At 40.0% G+C, this 21,191-nt stretch carries 22 protein-coding genes and 6 pseudogenes; 13 read left to right on the plus strand and 15 right to left on the minus strand.

The window, feature by feature from the left end:
• Positions 1–6: 6 nt before the first annotated feature.
• From PN838_RS27285 to PN838_RS11460, 7 genes and pseudogenes are all read left to right on the plus strand, one after another.
• Positions 7–1,236 (plus strand): annotated as a pseudogene (locus tag PN838_RS27285) (class I SAM-dependent methyltransferase).
• A 323-nt stretch (positions 1,237–1,559) separates the two neighbouring features.
• A complete protein-coding gene (locus PN838_RS11430) occupies positions 1,560–3,161 on the plus strand; it encodes a lamin tail domain-containing protein (protein WP_272182574.1) in 1,602 nt (533 codons plus the stop codon).
• 15 nt (positions 3,162–3,176) lie between these two features.
• Entirely contained in the window at positions 3,177–3,659 is a 483-nt protein-coding gene (locus PN838_RS11435; RefSeq protein WP_272180744.1) for a CotH kinase family protein, read from the plus strand.
• Entirely contained in the window at positions 3,554–4,243 is a 690-nt protein-coding gene (locus tag PN838_RS11440; RefSeq protein WP_272180745.1) for a CotH kinase family protein, read from the plus strand. Before PN838_RS11435 ends, PN838_RS11440 begins: the two co-directional genes overlap by 106 nt.
• A 124-nt stretch (positions 4,244–4,367) precedes the next feature.
• Positions 4,368–5,035: pseudogene (locus tag PN838_RS26335) on the plus strand (polyphosphate polymerase domain-containing protein).
• Positions 5,019–5,615 carry a DUF4956 domain-containing protein gene (locus PN838_RS11455; RefSeq protein ID WP_215964224.1) on the plus strand — a complete coding sequence of 199 codons (597 nt, stop codon included), beginning with the start codon at positions 5,019–5,021 and terminating at the stop codon, positions 5,613–5,615. The pseudogene PN838_RS26335 and the gene PN838_RS11455 overlap by 17 nt, the downstream one beginning before the upstream one ends.
• Before the next feature lie 11 nt (positions 5,616–5,626).
• Positions 5,627–6,820, plus strand: coding sequence for an OprO/OprP family phosphate-selective porin (locus PN838_RS11460; protein ID WP_272180748.1), 1,194 nt, complete (start codon positions 5,627–5,629; stop codon positions 6,818–6,820).
• Between the two features lie 105 nt (positions 6,821–6,925).
• Here the strand turns inward: PN838_RS11460 and PN838_RS11465 are convergent, their stop codons facing one another.
• The 4 genes and pseudogenes from PN838_RS11465 to rimK form a co-directional block, all read right to left on the minus strand.
• Entirely contained in the window at positions 6,926–7,804 is an 879-nt protein-coding gene (locus PN838_RS11465; protein ID WP_215964226.1) for a mechanosensitive ion channel family protein, read from the minus strand.
• Between the two features lie 3 nt (positions 7,805–7,807).
• Positions 7,808–8,257, minus strand: coding sequence for an ATP-dependent zinc protease family protein (locus PN838_RS11470; protein ID WP_215964227.1), 450 nt, complete (start codon positions 8,255–8,257; stop codon positions 7,808–7,810).
• Positions 8,258–8,272: 15 nt separating this feature from the next.
• A pseudogene (locus PN838_RS11475) lies at positions 8,273–9,302 on the minus strand (succinylglutamate desuccinylase/aspartoacylase family protein).
• Between the two features lie 26 nt (positions 9,303–9,328).
• A pseudogene (gene rimK, locus PN838_RS11480) lies at positions 9,329–10,233 on the minus strand (30S ribosomal protein S6--L-glutamate ligase).
• Positions 10,234–10,381: 148 nt separating this feature from the next.
• On the opposite strand from rimK, the gene PN838_RS11485 reads away from it, so the two are divergent.
• Positions 10,382–10,843 carry a LysR family transcriptional regulator gene (locus PN838_RS11485; protein ID WP_272180749.1) on the plus strand — a complete coding sequence of 154 codons (462 nt, stop codon included), beginning with the start codon at positions 10,382–10,384 and terminating at the stop codon, positions 10,841–10,843.
• Positions 10,843–11,229 (plus strand): hypothetical protein, encoded by a 387-nt coding sequence (locus tag PN838_RS11490; RefSeq protein WP_272180750.1) that lies wholly within the window; start codon positions 10,843–10,845, stop codon positions 11,227–11,229. Before PN838_RS11485 ends, PN838_RS11490 begins: the two co-directional genes overlap by 1 nt.
• Positions 11,230–11,283: 54 nt before the next feature.
• Here the strand turns inward: PN838_RS11490 and PN838_RS11495 are convergent, their stop codons facing one another.
• The 5 genes from PN838_RS11495 to PN838_RS11515 form a co-directional block, all read right to left on the minus strand.
• Positions 11,284–12,246: a zinc transporter ZntB gene (locus PN838_RS11495; RefSeq protein WP_215964230.1), complete on the minus strand. Its 963-nt coding sequence runs from the start codon at positions 12,244–12,246 to the stop codon at positions 11,284–11,286.
• Between the two features lie 134 nt (positions 12,247–12,380).
• Positions 12,381–12,554, minus strand: a complete 174-nt coding sequence (locus PN838_RS11500; protein ID WP_215964231.1) for an oxidoreductase-like domain-containing protein — start codon at positions 12,552–12,554, stop codon at positions 12,381–12,383.
• Positions 12,555–12,651: 97 nt separating this feature from the next.
• Complete coding sequence (locus tag PN838_RS11505; protein WP_272180751.1) at positions 12,652–13,161, minus strand: flavodoxin family protein; 510 nt, start codon at positions 13,159–13,161, stop codon at positions 12,652–12,654.
• Complete coding sequence (locus tag PN838_RS11510) at positions 13,154–13,570, minus strand: VOC family protein (RefSeq protein WP_272180752.1); 417 nt, start codon at positions 13,568–13,570, stop codon at positions 13,154–13,156. The genes PN838_RS11505 and PN838_RS11510 overlap by 8 nt, the downstream gene beginning before the upstream one ends.
• A gap of 11 nt (positions 13,571–13,581) precedes the next feature.
• Positions 13,582–13,737: a hypothetical protein gene (locus tag PN838_RS11515; RefSeq protein WP_215964234.1), complete on the minus strand. Its 156-nt coding sequence runs from the start codon at positions 13,735–13,737 to the stop codon at positions 13,582–13,584.
• Positions 13,738–13,850: 113 nt separating this feature from the next.
• Between PN838_RS11515 and soxR the strand changes: the two genes are divergently transcribed.
• Positions 13,851–14,294: a redox-sensitive transcriptional activator SoxR gene (gene soxR / locus PN838_RS11520; RefSeq protein ID WP_272180753.1), complete on the plus strand. Its 444-nt coding sequence runs from the start codon at positions 13,851–13,853 to the stop codon at positions 14,292–14,294.
• Positions 14,295–14,421: 127 nt separating this feature from the next.
• On the opposite strand, the pseudogene PN838_RS11525 reads toward soxR, so the two are convergent.
• From PN838_RS11525 to PN838_RS11535, 3 genes and pseudogenes are all read right to left on the minus strand, one after another.
• Positions 14,422–14,948 (minus strand): annotated as a pseudogene (locus tag PN838_RS11525) (DUF3750 domain-containing protein).
• A 91-nt stretch (positions 14,949–15,039) separates the two neighbouring features.
• Positions 15,040–15,993 carry a cation:proton antiporter domain-containing protein gene (locus PN838_RS11530; protein WP_272180754.1) on the minus strand — a complete coding sequence of 318 codons (954 nt, stop codon included), beginning with the start codon at positions 15,991–15,993 and terminating at the stop codon, positions 15,040–15,042.
• Between the two features lie 32 nt (positions 15,994–16,025).
• Positions 16,026–16,838 carry a cation:proton antiporter gene (locus tag PN838_RS11535; RefSeq protein WP_272180755.1) on the minus strand — a complete coding sequence of 271 codons (813 nt, stop codon included), beginning with the start codon at positions 16,836–16,838 and terminating at the stop codon, positions 16,026–16,028.
• Positions 16,839–17,196: 358 nt separating this feature from the next.
• Between PN838_RS11535 and PN838_RS11540 the strand changes: the two genes are divergently transcribed.
• The 3 genes from PN838_RS11540 to PN838_RS11550 all read left to right on the plus strand — a co-directional run bounded on the left by PN838_RS11540 (position 17,197) and on the right by PN838_RS11550 (position 19,006).
• Positions 17,197–17,586 carry an MAPEG family protein gene (locus PN838_RS11540; protein WP_215964238.1) on the plus strand — a complete coding sequence of 130 codons (390 nt, stop codon included), beginning with the start codon at positions 17,197–17,199 and terminating at the stop codon, positions 17,584–17,586.
• 468 nt (positions 17,587–18,054) lie between these two features.
• Positions 18,055–18,420: a helix-turn-helix domain-containing protein gene (locus PN838_RS11545; RefSeq protein WP_272180756.1), complete on the plus strand. Its 366-nt coding sequence runs from the start codon at positions 18,055–18,057 to the stop codon at positions 18,418–18,420.
• A 124-nt stretch (positions 18,421–18,544) separates the two neighbouring features.
• Positions 18,545–19,006, plus strand: a complete 462-nt coding sequence (locus tag PN838_RS11550; protein WP_272180757.1) for an FCD domain-containing protein — start codon at positions 18,545–18,547, stop codon at positions 19,004–19,006.
• Between the two features lie 138 nt (positions 19,007–19,144).
• On the opposite strand, the gene lldD is transcribed toward PN838_RS11550, so the two are convergent.
• From lldD to PN838_RS11570, 3 genes and pseudogenes are all read right to left on the minus strand, one after another.
• Positions 19,145–20,287 (minus strand): FMN-dependent L-lactate dehydrogenase LldD, encoded by a 1,143-nt coding sequence (lldD, locus tag PN838_RS11555; RefSeq protein WP_215964239.1) that lies wholly within the window; start codon positions 20,285–20,287, stop codon positions 19,145–19,147.
• A gap of 21 nt (positions 20,288–20,308) precedes the next feature.
• Positions 20,309–20,940: pseudogene (locus tag PN838_RS11560) on the minus strand (fumarylacetoacetate hydrolase family protein).
• A 68-nt stretch (positions 20,941–21,008) separates the two neighbouring features.
• Positions 21,009–21,155, minus strand: a complete 147-nt coding sequence (locus PN838_RS11570; protein ID WP_272180759.1) for a hypothetical protein — start codon at positions 21,153–21,155, stop codon at positions 21,009–21,011.
• Positions 21,156–21,191: the final 36 nt, after the last annotated feature.

Raw genomic sequence — 21,191 nt, forward strand, 5'->3', positions numbered from 1 at the left:
GAAACTATGGAAAACATTAGAATCCAGTCGGATAATGAAATAAAACATTCGTGGTTTGAGAAGCGTTGTCGCCAGCTTGTTTTTAAGCAGTTTGAAAAACTGACAGACGCCGGTCTAACGATAAAAGAAGGCTCTAACGAACAGTATTTTGGCGATTTAAACTCCGAACTGCAAAGCCAGATCATTATCCACGACAGTAGCACATTTGTTGACATGGTTAAGGGCGGTAGTATCGGCGCCGCTGAAGCCTATTTAGATGGCAAGTGGTCAAGCAATAATCTAGTCACCTTAATCCGCGTATTTGCTCGATTCCAAGCAATATTGGATAAACTTGAGAACAGTAAGTCTGTATTGTCGAAAATCGCAGATTGGCTCATGCATCGCAGTAATCGAAACTCAATGTTCCAAGCCAAAAAAATATCATGGCCCACTATGATCTTGGTAACGATTTATACGAGCAATTTTTAGATGACAATATGGTGTATTCGTCGGCTATATTCAGCGACCCAGACCAATCTTTGGAACAAGCGCAAATAAACAAGTTTGAACTCATTTGCCAAAGGCTCGACCTAAAGCCTGGCGAATCCCTACTTGAAATCGGTACAGGTTGGGGAGGCCTAGCAATATACGCCGCTCAACACTATGGCGTTCATGTCACAACAACAACCATTTCTGAACAGCAATTTGATTACGCCAATAACCGAGTTAACGAGCTTGGCCTTAGTAGCAAGATCACTTTACTGAAAGAAGATTATCGCTTACTCACTGGAACGTATGACAAGGTCGTTTCAATTGAAATGATTGAAGCTGTGGGCAAAGAGTATTTTGCAACGTATTTCAAAAAGCTTAATTCTTTATTGAAACCAGACGGAAAGTTACTGCTTCAAGCCATTACCATTGCCGATCAGCGATTTGAATATTACGCAAACAATGTTGATTTTATTCAAAAATACATATTCCCATAGTGGTTGTTTGCCTTCTGTTACTGTGATGAACCAGCACCTTACAAAATATACCGAAATGGTGCCTATTACTCTGGCTGATATTGGTATCGATTACGCAAAAACGCTAAATCATTGGCGAGAACGTTTCCAAAGCAATTGGTCACATATAAATGAACTTGGTTACGACGAGAAGTTTAAACGCCTTTGGGATTATTACCTGTGTTATTGCGAGGGCGCTTTTTTAGAGCGTCGAGTAAGCACTGTCCATCTCGTCGCACAAAAATCCGTTTAGTCGAAAATAATGACGGCTATTGGTTCAACTTAAATTATCCGATAGCCCCATTCCCCATGTTGTTCCTAACAAATAACTGCATTTAAAGGTGTTTTTCATAACGTATAGGGCAAAAACTTATACTGACAAATAGAAAAAACTGCTTTAGTCTAAATTTTACGCATTGGCATGAAATAACAGACTAATAATAAAATGAACATTCAAATTAGCGTGATCTTAACTTGCTTGCTCCTGTCTGCTTGCAGCGGTGGCAGCGATGGCGAAAGTAAAAACAGGTTGATACCACACCAGACATTACAGACGGTGAAATTTCTCAAATTGTTATCAACGAAGCCGCTTCCCAAAACTCTTTATACGACGATGCAGACGGCGATTCCCCTGATTGGATCGAGTTATATAATGGCTCAGATGAAACGGTATCACTCGCTAATTGGTCACTTACAGACGATGTTGACGAGCCATCAAAATGGTCATTTCCAGCAATGGCTATTTCTCCCAAAAGCTATCTATTGGTTTGGGCGTCTGACAAAGATCGCCAATTTTCTGGGCAATACCGAACATTTGTAACCACTGAACACGATGTTACCTACCTCACGCCAAAATCGGCTGTTGCAAGTGATTGGCCAGAACTTAACTTTGACACTGCAGGTTGGTCAACGGGAAAATCAGGTCTTGGTTATGGCGATAATGACGACACAACTATAGTAGAAGCTGGAGTGCGCTCGATATTCGCTCGCTTTACCTTTAACCTCGATAACACCACAGCAATTGAACAATTATTTTTAGACATAGATTATGACGACGCATTTGTTGCGTACTTAAACGGCAAAGAAATCGCTCGTAATAATATTGGCGGATTGTTGCCAAGCTACAATACCCCCGCAACCGCTTCACATGAAGCTGTTATCTACTCTGGCGGTTCCCCTGAAAGATTTGATGTAAGCGCATTCATTGATGAACTGATAATCGGCGACAATGTGTTAGCAATTCAAGTCCATAACCACGGAGAGTCGTCGAGTGATATGTCAATGCGTCCGTATTTAACGGGTCATATCAACAACGGCGAATTGCCTTTTACAAGTGGTGTAACGCCACCTGCGCTATTAAAGCTGACAGATAATGAACTGCATAGTAATTTTAAACTATCAAGTACCGACCCTGAAACCTTGTATTTAATTGACGACACTGGGGAGTTAGTTCATTCACTTTTAGTGGGTCGGCACTCACTTAATGGCTCAGTAGGAATAAATGACGAGGGTGAGTCAGTTTATTTTAAAGAGGCAACACCGGAACAAGAAAATTCGAGCACCTCGTTTTTAGGGGCCGTAATCAATGAACCAATTTATTCACATCAAGGCGGACTTGTTGATGACCTCAGTTTAATTATTAGTGGCGCTGAGACTGGGCAAGAAATTCGATATACGACGGATCACAGCGTGCCGACAGAAACCTCGCCACTCTATTCCGGGCCAATAAATATCGACGCCGACACGGTTATTCGAGCAGCCATATTTGCCCCCAATGCAATCCCTTCACCCACTTCGACACGCGTATTTTTACCTAATAAAGATCATGTTTTACCTATAATTTCTTTGGTCACTGAAGATAAAAATTTATGGGATCACCATAACGGAATGTATGTTTCAGGTCCCAATGCCAATAGTATCTTGCCATTTTTCAATTCAAATTTTTGGCAAGACTGGGAAAAACCTATGCATTTTTCCATGTACGGTCGTGATAACAATTTATTGGTTGAAATTGATTTAGGAGCCAAAATATTTGGAGGCTGGAGTCGCGCGAACGAACAACGTTCATTTTCACTCTTTGCTCGCGGGCGTTATGGTGAAAAAGAAATTGAAGGTACGTTTTTTGATGATCTACCCTACGATAAATTTCAAAGTTTAGTCCTTCGAAATTCGGGCTAGGATTGGCTAAAAACCATGTTTAAGGACATTGCGACAACTCGGCTAATGGCAGGCTCAGGTATCGATGTTCAAGCCGCTCAACCCAGCCTTGTTTATCTAAACGGAGCTTTCTGGGGACTATACAACTTACGGGAAAAAGTGAACGAACACTTTTTGGCGAGCAAACATGACCTAAACCCCGACCAAATCGATATTGTTGAAGCCAACGGCGTACTGGTTCATGGCGACAATAGAGACTTTAAAAACTTAATGGCATTTGTGGCTTCGAATAACTTAAACAATGACGACAATTACGCATATGTAGACAGTAAAATTGATATCGACAATTTTATGCGTTATCAAATTGCACAAATTTATTTCGACAACCACGATTGGCCTGAAATAATATTAAAATGTGGCGTCCCAAAAGCGGCAAGTGGCATTGGATTTTATATGACACAGATTTTTCGTTTAATAACTTCCCCAGCTGGCATGAGCAAAACTCATTTGACTCGTTAAGTTTTGCCACTACCGAATATGGTCCTGATTGGCCAAATCCACCTTGGTCCACATTACTACTGCGTTCGCTATTGACCAATGAAAGCTTTAAACATCGTTTTATTAACCAATTTTCAGATGACTTAAATAGTCGATTTGAACCCAACGCGGTTTCTCAACATATCGCCAATTTAGCTGCCCATATTGAGTCTGAAATTCCGGCGCAATTTCAACGTTGGACAGGCAGTAGTAGCACGCAACCGTGGCACAGCGAGGTTGCAATAATGCAAGAATTTGCCATGCTTCGCCCGGGATATATGCGCACACATATAAAAAACTATTTTGCACTAAATCAAGACTATGCACTCACCATAGACAATAATTTGCCGAACAAGGCCATGATTCAATTGAATTCAATCGAGTTAAATGACGCTTCATGGCAAGGTCGATATTTCTCTTCCATACCTATTCAATTTGAAGCTAAGCCACAAGATAGCGTAGTCTTTTCTCATTGGTTAGTTAACGGACAAAAAATGGAAGGCGCTAAAGTGCACATTACCCTTAGTTCAAATACGAGTGTAGAAGCCGTATTTGTAGAGCCATAAGCCTGTGGGAGCTCGTAGTTTTTCTCTCGATTTGAATATATTAAATTCGTTTAACCAGCATGGGTTAGATGATCTTAAAAATGCAAAATTAATGAATCGGGTCGACAGTAAGTTTTTGTTACCTATGGCCCAATTGCCTTTATTGTTAAAAGACTTAAAGCCCCATTGCAGCTTGTTAAATATAAATGGCAACTTACTTGCTCAATATGAAAACGTCTATTACGACACGCCAGAATTTGATTTTTATCATCAGCACCACAACGGTAAACTTAATCGTGTTAAAGTTCGACGACGCTGTTATGCCGATCATGATTTAGCTTTTTTGAACTTAAAATTAAATCTAATAAATCACGCACCGAAAAAACCAGAATTAAAATTGTCGCCGACAATGAAGCTAAGCAGTTTACAACCTTTACGACGCAGCAGTGCTTGCAGAAATTTGGGGCATTAATCGATGTTCAAAATTGCAATTACCAACGGTTAAGTTTGGCAAACGAACAGCTTGGTGAGCGGGTGACAATAGACTTAAATACTGAGTTTACAGACTTACAAACCAACAACACAATCACCCTTGACCGGGTTTGTATTGTCGAATTAAAGCAACAAAAATTAAACCTAAGCTCACCACTTTATCGAGTCTTAAAACACAACGGGTTGCGACCCAGCTCGTTTAGCAAATATTGTTTGGGGACGGCATTACTGCGACCAAATGAGATTAAATCTAATTTATTTAAACCTACCCTTTTGGCGTTAAAACGCCGCCACGGAGTTATTAATGAACCTAACGTTTGAACTTCTTAATACCGATTTTTTAACACGATTCGCAATTAATTTTGTTAGTCTAATCGTTTTATTACGAGGCATTTATTATCGAAACGATGCCCAAAGTGAATCTAGTTCTGGCTTTTTAGTCTTTGGTAATGGGGTATTTTTTGTCACCGCCCTGCTTCACGATGTCGAGATGTCCATGGGGTTCGCTTTTGGTCTATTTGCCGTTTTCTCCATGTTACGCTATCGAACCGAAACATTGTCAGTGCGTGATATGACCTACCTTTTTGTTTTAATTGCAATTTCATTACTTTCTTCGGTAAGTTCGCTAAGTATGATGGAACTTACTGGGGTCAATGCGGCTCTATGTATCATTACACGATTTAGTGAAACGTCTTTATTTACTAAAACCATCGAACACAAACTGGTTCGTTATGAAAATATTGCGTTAATTAAGCCTAGCGAAAGTCAGCAACTTTATGCTGATTTAGAGCAACGACTTGGCGTGGAAGTGACCAACGTTGAAATCGGTGATGTCGATTTTTTAAGGGACAGTGCCTTATTAAAAGTGTTTTATCGTCGTCCCGTGAACCCCATAGAATGAAGTGATGATATATGTTTTATAAACCTTTTGATTTATCAATCGTTAACAATACTGCCCAAGCTGCATTTGCTTTATCGGTATTGACGCTCTTTACATTACCCGCTGCAACAGCCGCCGAATCAAATGTTGAAAACGAGGCCGAACAAAAACCGGCTTTAGAGATATCAGGCAAGGTTATGGTTGATGTTCGTCAAGCAGATGATTTGTTTCTCGACGATGATTTTGAAGATGCATTACTGCGGCGCTTAGACTTAACCGCTGAATATACATTTTCTGAACTTTGGAGTGCCGAACTCCAAGTCGCCTACGACCAAATAGAAGAGAAAATAGAAGTCAAAGACGCCAGTATTAAAAGCAAATATTTTTCTGCCTTTAACGTTACGGTAGGTCAATTTAAAGAGCCTATGGGTTTAGAATATCTAACAAGCTCAACAAAAGTTGGGGCCATGGAACGGTCGATGGCAACCAATACTTTTGCTCCTAAACGCAACGTCGGAATCATGCTTAGCGATAACCAAAAGCGCTATACGTGGGCTGTCGGTGTATTTAATAACTCCGAAGACATTGATTTTAAACAAACAGCGATAACCGCTCGGGCGACATATAACAAAAAGTTTCTTTTGCCATTCAGTCAAACCAATAAGTTCAGATTGCATCTTGGTCTTTCTGCCACCAGCCGCAATCAAGATCCAGATGACTCTATTCGAATTAACGAAGACTTAGAGCTTTATGGATCTAATTCAATTATAGAAAGTGAAAAAATCGACGCGACAGACCAATCTACCACCGGACTTGAATTTGCGTTTATAGCTGAAAGAGTTGTTTTGCAAGGCGAATATTTTAACCAAAAAGTCACTGCCGACCCAAACTCGTCAGACTTAAACAGTCAATACGATGGTTTCTACACACAAATGACCTACACCTTAACCGGTGAAGGAATGGACTACAAAAATGGCAAACTCGGAGGCATAAAACCAGAATCGGATTATGGTGCTTTAAGTTTAGTGGTTCGATATGGTGAGCTAAATGCGCGGGATAATTACGATGGTACGGAAGCGACATCGCTTTATTACGGTTTAAACTACACCTATAGCAAACATCTTAGAGCCCAGCTTGGTTATCAACAAGCCGATATATCAGGTAAAAACGCTTTGCTCATTAATCAAGGTTCCGCGACCTCTTTGAGGTTACAGTATTCATTTTAAATAAAGGTTCCTTACCCTGTATAATAAAAAACGGTCACCTTTGGTGACCGTTTTTTATTGATGGCATAACGTACTAACGTCATCAACTGTATTGAAAATTGTTAATTATTTTGGTGCCCGAGTAATGGTAACCGCACCGTCAATATGGACGTCACGTTGTGGAAACGCAATAACAATGTTCTTTTCTTCAAATAACTCGCTTATCCTGAACCTGATGCGACTTCGAGCCATTCTCAGTCCTCCTTCAACACTTGAGTTAATCCAAAAATTAACGTCAAATATTAGCGCGTTATCGCCAAAATCCTCAAACGTAACAATCGGTTTTGGATCTTGCAATACTTCCTGTTGCTCATCTGTCGCCTGTTGAATTAAGGCCGCAACTTGTTTTGGATCTGAGCCATAGGCTACCCCAATTCGTACAGTAGAGCGGACTAACCGGTCTACTAACGTCCAGTTAACCACGGTATTTTCCAGCAGTTTACTGTTTGGTATTAGCATATGAACCCCGTCCACTCGTCGTATACGAGTTGACCGCGTATTGATCTCTTCAACCACACCTTTAACTTCTTCAACTTCTAAAAAGTCGCCTATTCTTATTGGCTTTTCCCACATCAAAATCCAACCACTGATGAAGTTGTTAATGATGTTTTGGGCTCCAAAACCAAAACCGATGGCAATGGCACCCGAAAGAAATGCAAACGCAGTTATCGGCACATTTAAAATGTCTAAAATGGTGATAACCAAAATCGCTATCGCAACAACATAAAACAATCGTTGCATCAAGTGAATGACATTAGGGTCGGTGTGTTTTGACGCCAAATTTTGACTAACACGTCGAACTAACATCTTAGTTAGCTTTAGACCCAAAACAATCAATATCGGTATCATAAGCAGCCCACCAAAGGTGATGGGTTGCTCCGACACAGTAAATATTGTTGTCCCTAATACATCTCTAATCGAACTAAATGTTTGCTGAAAATCCATAACTTACACTTTTATTTCGTCGTTAGTTTGAGAATTAATAAACACTTTTGATGGGTCCACCAAAAATCGCTTACCTATTGCTTCACGGCCAAACAACATTAAGTAGTTCATGTCAGAGCGGTCAGTCAACGATATTTCAATCATCCACTGCTCGTCACCTAACTCACATAAAGTTTCAATGACGTAACGTTGCTCTGCTTCACCGTTTGATGATTTCACTTTGCGAATATCACAAATAGGTGCAATACAACTGACGACCTTGTCAACATTATGGACGTCAGGATGAATATCAAACTTGACTAAAGGCTTGCCTTTTTTAACTACTTTTTGAATATTATCAACATGTAACGATGACGTTTTAGCGCCAGTATCCACTCGTACTTGTAAATCACCTATCGCCAAATCTGGCAATGCTATCGATTCTAAACGCCCTATGATTTTTTTGTTATTCATCACTGAGTCCTAAATTTAAATTTGCATACCATCAGGTAATAATTGGCCCTGAACAGTTTCAATTTGCTCTACAATGTCCTTAGCTATCTTCTTCAAAGTCAGCAATGTGGAACATAGCTTCACCTTCCTGCACTAACGGAATATTTTGTTTGCCAATCAAAATACCGCTGCGTGTTGCTTTTACAACATCGATGACTTCACCAAATGGACTACCGATTTCAGCTAAGATATCGTTTTTCTCGATTTGGTCACCTAAATCAACTTTATTGTGAACAATGCCACTCGCATTTGCCCGCATCCAGCCACTGCTATTAGCAATAAAAGGTTCTAATGGTTTCCGTTTTTTGCCCGAGCTTCTTCGCATCATGCCTAAAAACTGTAAAACATTTAATATACCTTTCATTCCAGCTCGGATTGAAAACTCGTCAAATCGTAAAGCTTCACCGGCTTCGTACAACAATACCTTAGTATCATTTTCTACTGCCGCTTGACGCAAAGAACCGTCTAATACGTTTGAATGCAATACAACAGGAACCCCAAATACTTGGGCTAACTCTTTAGTAGCATCATCGGTTAAATCGGCACGAATTTGTGGCAAATTAGAACGATGAATCGCACCTGTGTGCAAATCAATACCGTAGTCACACTGCTTGACTATTTCATTCAAAAATTTAAACGCAACACGACCAGCCAATGAACCTTTACTTGACCCCGGAAAACAACGGTTTAGGTCACGTCGGTCAGGCATATAACGGCTTTGATTTACAACGCCATATACGTTAACCATAGGCACAGCAATTACAGTTCCACGAATAATTTTAAAGTTCTTCTGGGTGATAAGACGGCGGATAATTTCAATCCCATTCAACTCGTCACCATGCACAGCTGCACTTATAAATATTGTTGGTCCATAGTTTTTTAGAGCGAAAAATATGCACAGGTAAAGATACATCAGCATCGGTATACAATTTAGCAACGGGTAATTCAATTTTACGTTGCTCACCTATAGCATAATTGTAAATTCGCCAATTTTTAATGGCGCCATCGTCATTCCTTTCATATCTTTACCTACTAACCTTTACCGCGCGTTTTTGTCGCATGTAGTTTTGCATTTTTTCAATAAATTCGATAACCATTCCGGCTACATCTTTACCCGTCGCATTTTCAATACCTTCAAGGCCTGGAGAAGAGTTAACTTCCATAACCATAGGTCCGTTTTGTGAACGCAGTAAATCGACCCCACATACATTCAAACCCATTATTTTTGCTGCGTTTACCGCAGTCTCACGCTCTTGTTTCGTTAACTTGATCACTTCAGCAGATCCGCCACGGTGTAAGTTAGAACGGAATTCACCTTCAGCACCTTGACGTTTCATCGCGGCAACCACTTTACCGCCAACCACCAAACAGCGAATATCGGCACCACCAGCTTCTTTAATAAATTCTTGAACCAATATGTTTGCTTTTAAGCCCATGAACGCTTCAATAATCGCTTCAGCAGCTTTTGCCGTATCGGCTAATACAACACCAATTCCCTGTGTACCTTCAAGTAATTTGATAACAACGGGTGCGCCACCAACATTTTTAATTAAGTCTTTAATGTTGTCTGGCTTGCTCGCGAAACCAGTGCGCGGTAGACCAATGCCCCTACGAGATAACAATTGTAAAGAGCGTAATTTGTCACGAGAACGACTGATAGCAACCGATTCGTTAACGTTAAACGTTCCCATCATCTCAAACTGACGCGCAACCGCTGTACCGTAAAACGTTACCGACGCACCAATTCGCGGAATAATCGCATCATACATTGGCAGTTCTTTACCATGGTAACGAACCGTTGGACGACTACTCGTGATGTCCATGTAGCAATGAAGAGTGTCGATAATATCCACTTCGTGACCCATTGCTTCGCCAGCTTCTTTTAAGCGACGAGTTGAGTATAAGTTTGCGTTGCGAGATAAAATTGCGATTTTCATAATATTTTGTCCAACTTTTAAGTTTGTTTCCGTTTCACTAACGGGTTAATGTTTAAAGAGTGTAGACTGCATTTATCAAACAACAAAACGCAATATTTTGGTCGGTTTAATCAATTTTTTTGATTAGACTGGTAAGAAAGAAAAAGCCATGAAAATTGAATTACTTAAAACATTCTTGGAAGTAAGCCGTACGCTGCATTTTCGACTTGCGGCAGAATCGCTCTATATAACTCAATCCGCCGTGAGTGCACGAATTAAACTGCTCGAAGACGATTTAGGGGTCATGTTATTTGACCGCAGTCAAAAACACCTCAAATTAACACCGGAAGGCAATCGATTAATAAAACACGCCAACGAGCTGTTATTAATGTGGCAGAAGACCAAACAAGATGTTGGCGTCTCTGAACATATTTCGTCGCAACTGGTCATTGGGTCAATGATGTCTATTTGGGATATTATTTTGCAGAGTTGGTTACAAAAAATTCATCGAAATTTAGATGACTTAAGTTTGATGACAACAAACTATAGCCCTTTTGAATTGCGGAAAAATCTTCTTAGTCGCCTAATTGATATCGCGTTTTTGTTTGAGCCCCTTATGTCGAAGAACTAATGACTGAAAAAGTCGCTACAGTTCCTTTAACGCTAGTTTCATCAGAACCAATGCCACTAAATTCAGCAATAAATATGGATAATTATGTCATGGTTGATTACGGCGAGGCCATTAATGCACAGCATTTAAGGGAGTTTAGTGCAGCGCCACCGCCAAAACATATGATGAGCCAACCTAGAATTGCACTCAATTTTATATTAGATGCCGGAGGCAGTGCTTATCTTCCCCGTCAGATGACGTTTGAGCATATTGCGTCACAACGGTTACATCTAATTGAAAGCGCACCGGTTTATTCCCGGGACGTGTACGCCGCATATTTAGCTAAAAGCCAAAAAGTAGAAATTATCGAGCAGGTTTTGAATTTATTTCCCCACATAAAATTTTAGGGCATAAAAAATGCGCTTCGTAACTGTAAGCGCATTTGCAAATGTTAAGTTCTGTTAAAACCACTTATTCTTTTTAAATAACCAAATTTGTACAGAAATTATAGCCACTAAGCTTGCTACAAAAACACTAAACGCGGTCGAGCTTTCGGCACCTGGGATACCCCCAACGTTGACTCCCCACAATCCTGTTAAAAAACCCAGCGGTAAAAATATTGCGGCCACAATCGACAACACATACATTCTGCTGTTCATTTGCTCGGCAAGACCATTACTTAACTCTTCTTGTGTCACTGCAGCTCGGTCGCGGACAGAATCTAAGTCTTCGACTAAACGGGTGAGATGATCAGTGGTTTCACGCAATTGAATTTTTTCTGAAGCGGTAAAAAATGCAATCTTTTCACTTATCAGCTGATTCATCGCTTCTTTTTGTGGGGACAAATAACGTCGAAGTGAAATAATTTGGCGTCGCACATCTGATATTTCGTTACGCAGAGCATAGCTATTGTTCGTTAAAATACTCTCTTCGATAACTGAAACCTTATCTTCAATATCTTCAATGGTGTTGGTCATTCTAGAGATCAATAGATCGGTCAGTTGCACCACAAGATCAGTGGCAGACTTTGGTCCCGTACCATTTTCCATACTTACAGCAATATCGTTAGCCGATAATAATCTCCGACGTCTGGTACTGATCACGCGGTTTTTGGTTACCCACAGGCGAATTGACACCATATCTTCTGGATCACTATTGGGCGCTAAATTAACACCACGCAATGAGATGAGTAAACCATCGTCTAGCGTCGTCGCGCGGGGACGCGTTTCATCACACAATAATGCATCAGCAACGACGGGATTAAGTCCACTGACTTCCCTTAAATAGGTCTGGGTTGTCTCTTCTGTGTAGTCAAAGTGCAACCAGCTTGGACGGTTATTATCTAACTCATTTAATGACGGAATGGGATCTGCTGGCCCTTCCGCATTAAAGTAAAAGCCATAAATAAAATCTGAATTTGACATAAATTAATCAAACCTTATAAGTTTGTTACCTGTAGAATTACCGCTAAACATACACAAATAAACCGAAGTCGCACATCAATTTATTCCTAAAACAGCGTTTATTTTATGCCGCGTTTCGCAATTAACTCGGGCGACTAAGGCTCATTTGGTGTTTTTCCTACATCGTGGTTAACCTCTGTATCTGGTTGTTTATTTTTTTGCTCAATTTGCCATTTCTCCAGCTCAGCAAAATACACATCCCAGACACATGGACAACAACTACCGCCGCCACAACATTCACTCAAGCCGGGTTTTTCTGGTTTTTCCATACAAATACCGCGCGGTAAACTTATACCATTCCACCTAATTATTCGTCACTTAGTGAGTATACAAAAGATTTTGACAGTGAAAACTAAGGGCTGTTAATTAGTTACGATCCATCTGTATTACAAACTTGGCAATAGCTTCGTGATGATGTTCTACAAGATATTGCGACTCACATTGGCAATACAGCATGCCGCGATAATCCATGCCTAAGTATCTGAAGGTCAGTTGAAACATCTGTTCAAAACAGTTCGGCGGGATCTTGTCGCTGCCGGTTGCTAAAACAACCACTTGTTTACCCCGTAACTGCCTGCCTTTGGCTTTTTCCGTTTTTAATAGATCAGACCAACGGTCAATAAATGTCTTCATTTGTGCACTGGCACTGTACCAATACATTGGCGTCGCTAGAATTATTCTGTCGTATTTAAGTAAGCCCGCCATGAGGGAAATAAAGTCATCGTTATAGTCTGCATTATAATCAAAGGGGCTTATCTCATAATCGTTAAGATCCACCACGGTCGCATTTATGATTGTCGCGTAATCATGAACGAGTGCGCTTGTATTACCGTCACTTCGGCTAGAACCTAAAATAATTACCGTTGACTCAGACATACAAATTCCTCTGCGCTGGAATGTCCGATAGGTATTCAACAAATTCGACTTCATATCCGTCAGGGTCAATAAAATACGCATTCTTTCGGTATTCATCGGCATCTGAATATTTGGCTAGTTCAAACCCAGCTAACCTTAATCTGTCGATGACACCCTGTAAGTTAGTGGTTACAAATGCAAAGTGCGCCATACCAACAGAGTTGGACTTCAAGTCACGGTTTTCACCGGAACCGCCGTCATTAAATGTTAAATAATTGTAATCATCACCAAAATGTAGCCAGTTTCTTGGTGTGCCATACCAAGTCGACTGCCCTTCCCCACGAATAACCCAATGCGGAAATGCGGCTTGATAAAATGCTAACGATTTTTCAAGACTGACAACCACTAAATTTAAATGTTCCAGTTTCATTTTTGTTCTCCTTATTTCAAATTCATAACGGCATTAAATAAACTGCAAAAGCGGTAACCCAGTTGTTTGTCGTTCATTCGTTCGGTTTTGGACTGTCTAATGTTGTTCTCGGCGCAAGCTGAAGTTAATTTTCTAGGTGCCTGATCATGTTGCTTTGTATTTTTCATTTGATTCTCCTAATGCATTTCATTTTTTAATAATTAGCTCGATTAAGCTGTTGCACATCCTAAAACCTCAAGTTAACCTGAGGTAAAGTGTTATTTTGAAAAAAGTGAAAAAAATGGAACAAGAACCTACATGGGCCGTCGGACGAGTGGCAAAACGGTGCGGCGTAAAAGTATCAACGTTGCACTTTTATGAAGAAAAAGGATTGATTAGAAGTTGGCGCAATCAAGGTAATCAACGACGCTATAAACCAGAAGTATTACGTCGTATATCTGTCATTAAAGCGGCGCAAAAAATGGGGGTGAGTTTAGATGAAATAAAACATGCCTTTTCGACATTACCAAACAATAGAACGCCAACTAAAGAAGATTGGCAACATTTAAGTCAATTATGGCACGACGCCCTTAATCGTAAAATTCACCAATTGGAGAACCTCCGTGACTCACTGACCGGATGTATTGGTTGTGGTTGTTTGTCCCTGAATTCGTGTCCAATTTACAATCCCGACGATGAGCTTTCCAGTCAAGGACTAGGACCCGTTATTTTAGATTCAAAATAATAGCCGTGAAGATATGATAACAATCCACATAACGCACAAGTTCGTTCAAAGTCTCCTCAGAGCTGTGATAATTAGCCAAATTTATGTCTTTTGCTAAAAACTTTACATCATGATTAGAAAATTATTTTTAATCTGCGTAACCGCTGCCAATCGCTCTGAACGGCATATCGAGTTCCAGTTCTGGTATTTGCACTCCTAACCAAGCAGGAAATGTATTGCTATTAGGGCCAGGAATAATGTGTATTCATCAGCCCACGGATACCTTGCAACTGCGGCAACGATTTTAGGAATGAGTTTTTCGGCTTTTGCACCTTTAATTGACAATACTTTTTCTGGCTTAGCGCCATACCAGTATGTATCAGGTGTTATGGTTTTATATTCTTTAAGTGCTGGCAGCCCACGACGAACTCGCCAACCGACCACTTCATATACAGTGTACTCTACGGCCTTTTCAGGTTTTATAGCAACCCACGTGTGCACAGCAAACCATCCGCGCCAACTAAACGCATCTGCTGCGTAAAACTCAATAACCGCCGCATCTTCGACCCAAGGTTTAGGTGAAATACCAGCAGGTTCTCGACTGGCCGTTCGCCAGTTGGAATTTGCACAACTGGTGACAAACATTACTAAAACCAAAACTAATAGCGCTTTCATGACAAACCCAAACTGTTTATTTACTTAACTCCTACAAAGCATAAAGCCTTGCTTGGTGATTTCAATTCAGAAATTTAACATTCAGCAATATTTATTCAGATACAGGCGTTTCTGGCTTTATTAAACTGACTATGCCTTTTATTTTATCTTCACTATAGGTTGTTTCTTTGGTTACCAATTTAACGTGATTTTTTTCGTCAAACATAAACAAAGGGGTATACCTATTTTCATATTTCTTTTTATAGTCTTCCCATGAAAACTCAGCTGTGATCGACGTCTTTTTAAGGCTTGCGCCTTGTGATGACATACTCGCTAACTTTGAGTAACTCACGTTATTAAACAAACCTAAGCTCTTCATGTATTTTTCAGTTGGCAAATGCCCTTCAAATTCTTTTTTATCCGTTGCACCTAGACCTGCCACATGTTCTTCACCAAACAAAAATTGATAGTACTGGGTCACTAGAGAATTCATTTGTTTATGAGGTGACAACACTAATAGATTTCCAATACCAGTGAGATCCATTGTACGTTGTGCATGTTCAGAACTTGGGTTACCAAAGTAAGTTGGGATGCCTTCCATTCGAGCCGCAGAAATAGCTTCCCAGTTAGTATCAGCAATCTTTACCTGCAGGCCAGTTTGCATCAGCTCTTTAGCCAACAACCGGGCAAAATGATTCCCGCCAAAAATTAAGAATCCAAGTGGTGCTGGTTCACGCTCACCTAACATTTTGGCAATCGGTTTGGCGGTTAAACTTTGCAATACGACGGTAAATATAATCACAAAAAATACCAAGGACGCCAAAATACTTGCTTCATCCATGCCGTTTTGTTCGAGTTTTATAGAGAATAATGCAGAGACTGCAGCGGCAACTATGCCTCGCGGTGCGATCCAGCTAATAAGTGCTTTTTCTTGCCAACGCAGTGATGACGACATCGTCGATAAGTAAACACCAATTGGCCTTGCAACAAAAATCATACACAATAAAAGCACCGTTGAGTTCACGCTGATATCGGCTAATTGAGCCAAATCAACCCGAGCCGCCAAGATGATAAATAACCCTGAGATAAGCAATACACTTAACGTTTCTTTAAATTCGATAATGCTATTAATCGATACGTCTTTTTATTTGCTAACCAAATCCCCATTATCGTGACCGTTAACAGGCCACTTTCATGCGCCGCAACATTAGACAGTTGAAAGGCACCAAGGACAAAGGTAAATACCGCTGTGTTGATAAGGTATTCAGGGATCAACCCACGCTTTAAGGTAACACTTAACAAATGCCCAAATAAGGCACCACAGATAACGCCTACAGACACTGTTTTGCCAAATGCCACAAGTGTATGTTGTATGGCATTTTGAGTTGATATTATGTATTCAAAGGTTAGTACGGCGAGGATTGCACCTATTGGATCGATGATGATCCCTTCCCATTTAAGAATTTGTGCCACATTTTTACTGGGCCGAACCGTTCTTAACATAGGTACGATGACCGTAGGTCCGGTAACCGTAACAATCGCACTAAACAAAAACGCAATTTGCCATGATATGCCTAATACAAAATGGGCGACGGGCGCGACTACCAGCCAGTTAACTAAGGTGCCTATTGTGCAAAGATTTCGCACGACTTTACCCTGTGATCCCAACTCAGAAAAGTTGAGCGACAATGCACCTTCAAAAAGAATGATTGCCACTGAAAGCGAGACCATTGGAAACAATAAATCACCAAATAACTGCTCACTATTAAGTTGCCCAAAGACGGGGCCAACCATAAGGCCAATAAGCAATAGCGGTAAAATCGCCGGAATTTTTAGTTTATGAGCAAACAATTGGCAAGAAATAGACAGGATGCCTATCAAAACAAGTAACGAAATAGGTTCGAAATCCATGAAGTAAAGTTCTCAATTATCCAGTGAAGAAAAAGAGTAATTGAAAAACGAGTAGATACCAAACTAATTCTAATGCTAATTTGGTCCTCTACTGGACTGCAAATACCCAGTGTGTAACACACTTAATGTTATAGCTTGTAAAACGAACTTTATAAAAATACTTTTAGTATTCCGTTAACTTTTATTTCTTTAATGGATTCTCTTAAATAAAAATACCGCGTGATCACTAAGATGGATAGAAGGACTGATTGAAAACAACGATTAGCAAATTTACTTAAGGCTGTTAATCTTTTAAACATTACCCCGTATTAATTTAGTGCGGGCTAAAAATTACAAACAACTATAAAAAGGTAAAATCATGGAATTATCAGTTTTAATTATAATGGTCGCGCTGTTGCAATACAGTTGGTTCACTTTAAAAGTGGGTATTTCAAGACCAAAATTCGAAGTCACTGCACCTAATATTAGCGGTGAAAAAACATGGGAAAGGCTCTTTCGAGTACAACAAAATACGTTAGAGCAACTTATCATCTATATCCCATCGTTATTAGCGTTTACCTATTATGTTAGCGCGAAATGGGCGTTTATTCCGGGTGTTATATTTATTATTGGTCGCCAACTTTATGCGATGGCTTATGTTAACGATCCATCAAAACGCACAATCGGTTTCGCACTAACTTTTTTCAGCAATATGGCACTCGTGTTAATTACTGCAGGTTTTATCGTTGGCCAACTATTGTACAAATAAAAGGTAAATAGCCGGGTGATATGTCACTCGGTTTTTCTCGCGTTACCTGACGCCTGCGTAAATATATTGTTTAATCAATTGGAGGTGAGTGTTACTACCTAAAAGTGACAAAAAGCACTTCTTTATGGTGACGCGCTTTCCTCAATGTGTATTTATTCATTATGACAAATAGTTGCAATCATAAATGTACTTAAAACCGACAAAATACACATTCGTAATTATTTGAATAAATACCACAGGTAAACACTGGCAGTAATTACCATAAACAGAATTTATCGAACGTCTTGTAATTAACCTAATCATTGCATGTTAATAGCAAAAATAGTGTTAATTTTGAATATACTAGCGGTTTAAGCTAAGCGCCATATATTAAAATGTAGACGACTAAATTTCTCTTAAATGTATTTTTTACCAAAATAATACACTTACACTACAATAAGCGTATAGTATCAGGTTGAATCGCACCTAATGCGCAACAACATATTACGTAATGATAATGACGAGGGAACTGAATTGAGCAACAAGACTTACCTGTTTAAAAATTCGATCAATCAAATGCTTGACCTAATTTCGAATCTTGAAGCTGGTCAAACAAAAATGCCTAATGATATCGAATTAACCAAACTGCTAAGCATCAGTCGTACTACTGTAAGAACGTGTGTTGAAGAACTTATTAAGACTGGCGTTATCAAACGTGATGGTTTTAATAAAATCGTTTTGCGACCACCGACCAAGGAAGATTATTACGAAATCGACGAGCAAAATTCGACTAAAGAAGTCCAAATTGAAAAGTACTTTTTGAATCTAATTAATACGAGTCAGTTATTGCCTTAGTGATCGATTTTCAGAGTTAAGTTTAGCTAAAAACTCCGGTTGCACTACGGTTACCGTACGTGAGTTTCTAATTAAATTTTCGAATAATGGCTTAATAGAAAAAATTCCACGTGGACGTTGGAAAATGGTTAAGTTTGACGATAGCTTTGCCCGAGAATTAATCGCATTTAGAGAAATGGTAGAAATGCGCGCGCTGACAGAACTACTTAAATTCCCAAAATCACATGAAGTCTGGCAATCGTTAAAAGTTCTTTTAGAAAAACATCAAGAAGTAAGAGCGGATTTAGAAAATCGGTACTTGGAGTTCCCAGATCTTGATAGAGAATTGCATTTAATCATTCAGAAAAGTTCTCAGAACAGATTTACTCAACAGTTCTTCGACATTGTTTCATTTGTCTGCCACTACCACTATCAGTGGGATAAAACCGGTGAATTAGAACGTTTTACAGTCGCAATTGATGAACATATCGACCTGATGAATAATCTATTAACACACAATAACGCAGGCTCAATTATGAGTATGGAAAAGCATCTACGAAGTGCCGAAAGTACGCTCTTGCGTTGTGTTCATGGTTTAGAACAGTAAGTAAATTAAGTCTAGCGACTTTAATAAAAGTCTAAAATCGTCAATTGAAAATAAAAAAGCTCAAATATAAAAAATTTGAGCTTTTTTGCTATTAAAGATTTATCAGCTAACTTTTGTTAAAAGTAGCCAATTGGGTTGTTAACTTGGTAAGTTGACTAACGACTCGGTGGACAAATCATGTATAGAATGTGCGCCTGTTAATGTCATCGCTACTCGCATTTCTTTATCGTACAAGTCTAACAATTGCTCTACACCCTTTTGTCCTTGCGCCGCTAAGGCATAGATATATGATCGACCTAATAAGGTGCAATCGGCGCCCAACGCCAACATACGAACAACATCTAAACCAGAACGTATTCCTGAGTCGACAAATATTTTAGTCTCACCTTTAACCGCATCAGCAATCGCAGGTAACGCGCGGGCAGATGACAAAACACCATCAAGTTGACGACCACCATGATTTGAAACAACAATGCCGTCGGCCCCAAATTTTACTGCAGCTTTTGCGTCTTCAACATCAAGAATGCCTTTAATGACCATAGGGCCATCCCAGAATTCTCTTATCCACTCAAGGTCTTTCCAGCAAATCGATGGATCAAAGTTATTCCCTAACCAACCAATATAGTCTTCAAGTTTTGTTGGTTCGCCACGATACGCTGAGATATTACCCAAGTCGTGAGGTTTACCAAACAGACCAACATCAAATGCCCAATGAGGGTGAGTCATCGCTTGTAAAATTCGACGAGATGCCGCAAATGGGCCACTCATTCCCGAATGCATATCGCGATAACGTGCGCCGGGGACTGGCATATCAACAGTAAATACTAAAGTTGTTACACCTGCTGCCTTAGCTCGTTGCAGCACATTTTTCATGAATTCACGGTCTTTTAAAACATACAATTGAAACCACATTGGTCTCTCAATCGCAGGTGTCACCTCTTCAATTGGGCAAACGGAAACCGTGGACATGATAAAAGGAATGCCTTTCTTTTCAGCCGCCTTAGCCGCTTGAACTTCACCACGGTTTGCGTACATACCAGTAAGACCAACAGGCGCTAAAGCGATAGGTAAATCTAGTTTTTCACCAAATATTTCGGTGCTTAAATCAAGCTCAGACATATTGTTCAATACGCGTTGCTTTAGCCCGATGTCCGCTAAGTCATCAACATTACGACGCAGTGTGTCCTCTCGGTATGAACCTCCATCAATATAATGAAATAAAAATGGCGGTAGGCGCTTTTTAGCCGCTGCACGAAAATCCGTAGGAGCTGAAATTATCATAACCTATCCCTTTAGTTTGATTTAGGCTTTGTAACGTTCAACAGTTTGTTGCTGAACCCCTAACCCATCGATGCCTAAACGCATTACATCACCTTCTTTTAGATATAATGGTGGTGTCATTCCAAGACCAACGCCTGGAGGTGTACCTGTACTGATAATATCGCCAGGTTGTAAGCTCATGAATTGGCTTATGTAATGTACTAAGTGTGGCACTTTATAAACCATGGTATTGGTCGAACCGTTTTGCACTTTTTTGCCGTTAAGTTCTAACCAAATGTTCAGGTTATCAAAATCTTCAACTTCGTCCGGTGTCACTAAATAAGGACCAACAGGACCAAAAGTGTCACAGCCCTTACCTTTACACCATTGACCAGCGCGCTCTATTTGATATTCGCGTTCTGACAAGTCGTTAACGACACAGAAACCAGCAACGTAATCCATTGCATCTTCTTCTGATACATATTTAGCTTCTTTGCCAATAACGACACCTAGCTCGACTTCCCAATCACTTTTTCTGATTTAGGTGGCAATACAACGTTGTCGTTTGGACCGATAATAGAAGATGTTGCTTTGAAGAATAAAACCGGCTCTGGCGGTACATCCATACCAGACTCAGCCGCATGATCCGCATAGTTCAAACCAACACAGATCATTTTCCCTACTTCAGCTACAGGCTCTGCAATACGGACATTGCGGTCGACCACTGGTAGGCTTGAAATATCTAATTTTTGTAATTTAGCCAGACCGTTATCGTTAAAAAAGCTTTGTCGTAATCATCAAAATGACTAGACGCATCGCGAAGCTCACCTTGGCTGTCTAAAATTCCAGGTTTCTCTTGACCTAAGTCGCCAAATCTTACTAATTTCATAATTACCTCTGCTTCAATTTTTTACATTATTGTTCA

This window comes from Psychrosphaera algicola (assembly GCF_028401425.1).
Classification (GTDB): domain Bacteria; phylum Pseudomonadota; class Gammaproteobacteria; order Enterobacterales; family Alteromonadaceae; genus Psychrosphaera; species Psychrosphaera algicola.

Bases quoted from the DNA above. Each gene is read 5' to 3' on its own strand.
- PN838_RS11500 (WP_215964231.1), bottom strand. From the start codon at position 12,554: ATGGAAAAACCAGAAAAACCCGGCTTGAGTGAATGTTGTGGCGGCGGT.
- PN838_RS11510 (WP_272180752.1), bottom strand. From the start codon at position 13,570: ATGAAACTGGAACATTTAAATTTAGTGGTTGTCAGTCTTGAAAAATCG.
- PN838_RS11465 (WP_215964226.1), bottom strand. From the start codon at position 7,804: ATGGATTTTCAGCAAACATTTAGTTCGATTAGAGATGTATTAGGGACA.
- PN838_RS11570 (WP_272180759.1), bottom strand. From the start codon at position 21,155: ATGAAATTAGTAAGATTTGGCGACTTAGGTCAAGAGAAACCTGGAATT.
- PN838_RS11535 (WP_272180755.1), bottom strand. From the start codon at position 16,838: ATGGATTTCGAACCTATTTCGTTACTTGTTTTGATAGGCATCCTGTCT.
- PN838_RS11540 (WP_215964238.1), top strand. From the start codon at position 17,197: ATGGAATTATCAGTTTTAATTATAATGGTCGCGCTGTTGCAATACAGT.
- PN838_RS11435 (WP_272180744.1), top strand. From the start codon at position 3,177: ATGTTTAAGGACATTGCGACAACTCGGCTAATGGCAGGCTCAGGTATC.
- PN838_RS11455 (WP_215964224.1), top strand. From the start codon at position 5,019: ATGAACCTAACGTTTGAACTTCTTAATACCGATTTTTTAACACGATTC.
- PN838_RS11515 (WP_215964234.1), bottom strand. From the start codon at position 13,737: ATGAAAAATACAAAGCAACATGATCAGGCACCTAGAAAATTAACTTCA.
- PN838_RS11505 (WP_272180751.1), bottom strand. From the start codon at position 13,161: ATGTCTGAGTCAACGGTAATTATTTTAGGTTCTAGCCGAAGTGACGGT.
- PN838_RS11485 (WP_272180749.1), top strand. From the start codon at position 10,382: ATGAAAATTGAATTACTTAAAACATTCTTGGAAGTAAGCCGTACGCTG.
- PN838_RS11545 (WP_272180756.1), top strand. From the start codon at position 18,055: ATGCGCAACAACATATTACGTAATGATAATGACGAGGGAACTGAATTG.
- PN838_RS11490 (WP_272180750.1), top strand. From the start codon at position 10,843: ATGACTGAAAAAGTCGCTACAGTTCCTTTAACGCTAGTTTCATCAGAA.
- PN838_RS11440 (WP_272180745.1), top strand. From the start codon at position 3,554: ATGTGGCGTCCCAAAAGCGGCAAGTGGCATTGGATTTTATATGACACA.
- lldD (WP_215964239.1), bottom strand. From the start codon at position 20,287: ATGATAATTTCAGCTCCTACGGATTTTCGTGCAGCGGCTAAAAAGCGC.
- PN838_RS11495 (WP_215964230.1), bottom strand. From the start codon at position 12,246: ATGTCAAATTCAGATTTTATTTATGGCTTTTACTTTAATGCGGAAGGG.
- soxR (WP_272180753.1), top strand. From the start codon at position 13,851: ATGGAACAAGAACCTACATGGGCCGTCGGACGAGTGGCAAAACGGTGC.
- PN838_RS11550 (WP_272180757.1), top strand. From the start codon at position 18,545: ATGGTTAAGTTTGACGATAGCTTTGCCCGAGAATTAATCGCATTTAGA.
- PN838_RS11460 (WP_272180748.1), top strand. From the start codon at position 5,627: ATGTTTTATAAACCTTTTGATTTATCAATCGTTAACAATACTGCCCAA.
- PN838_RS11470 (WP_215964227.1), bottom strand. From the start codon at position 8,257: ATGAATAACAAAAAAATCATAGGGCGTTTAGAATCGATAGCATTGCCA.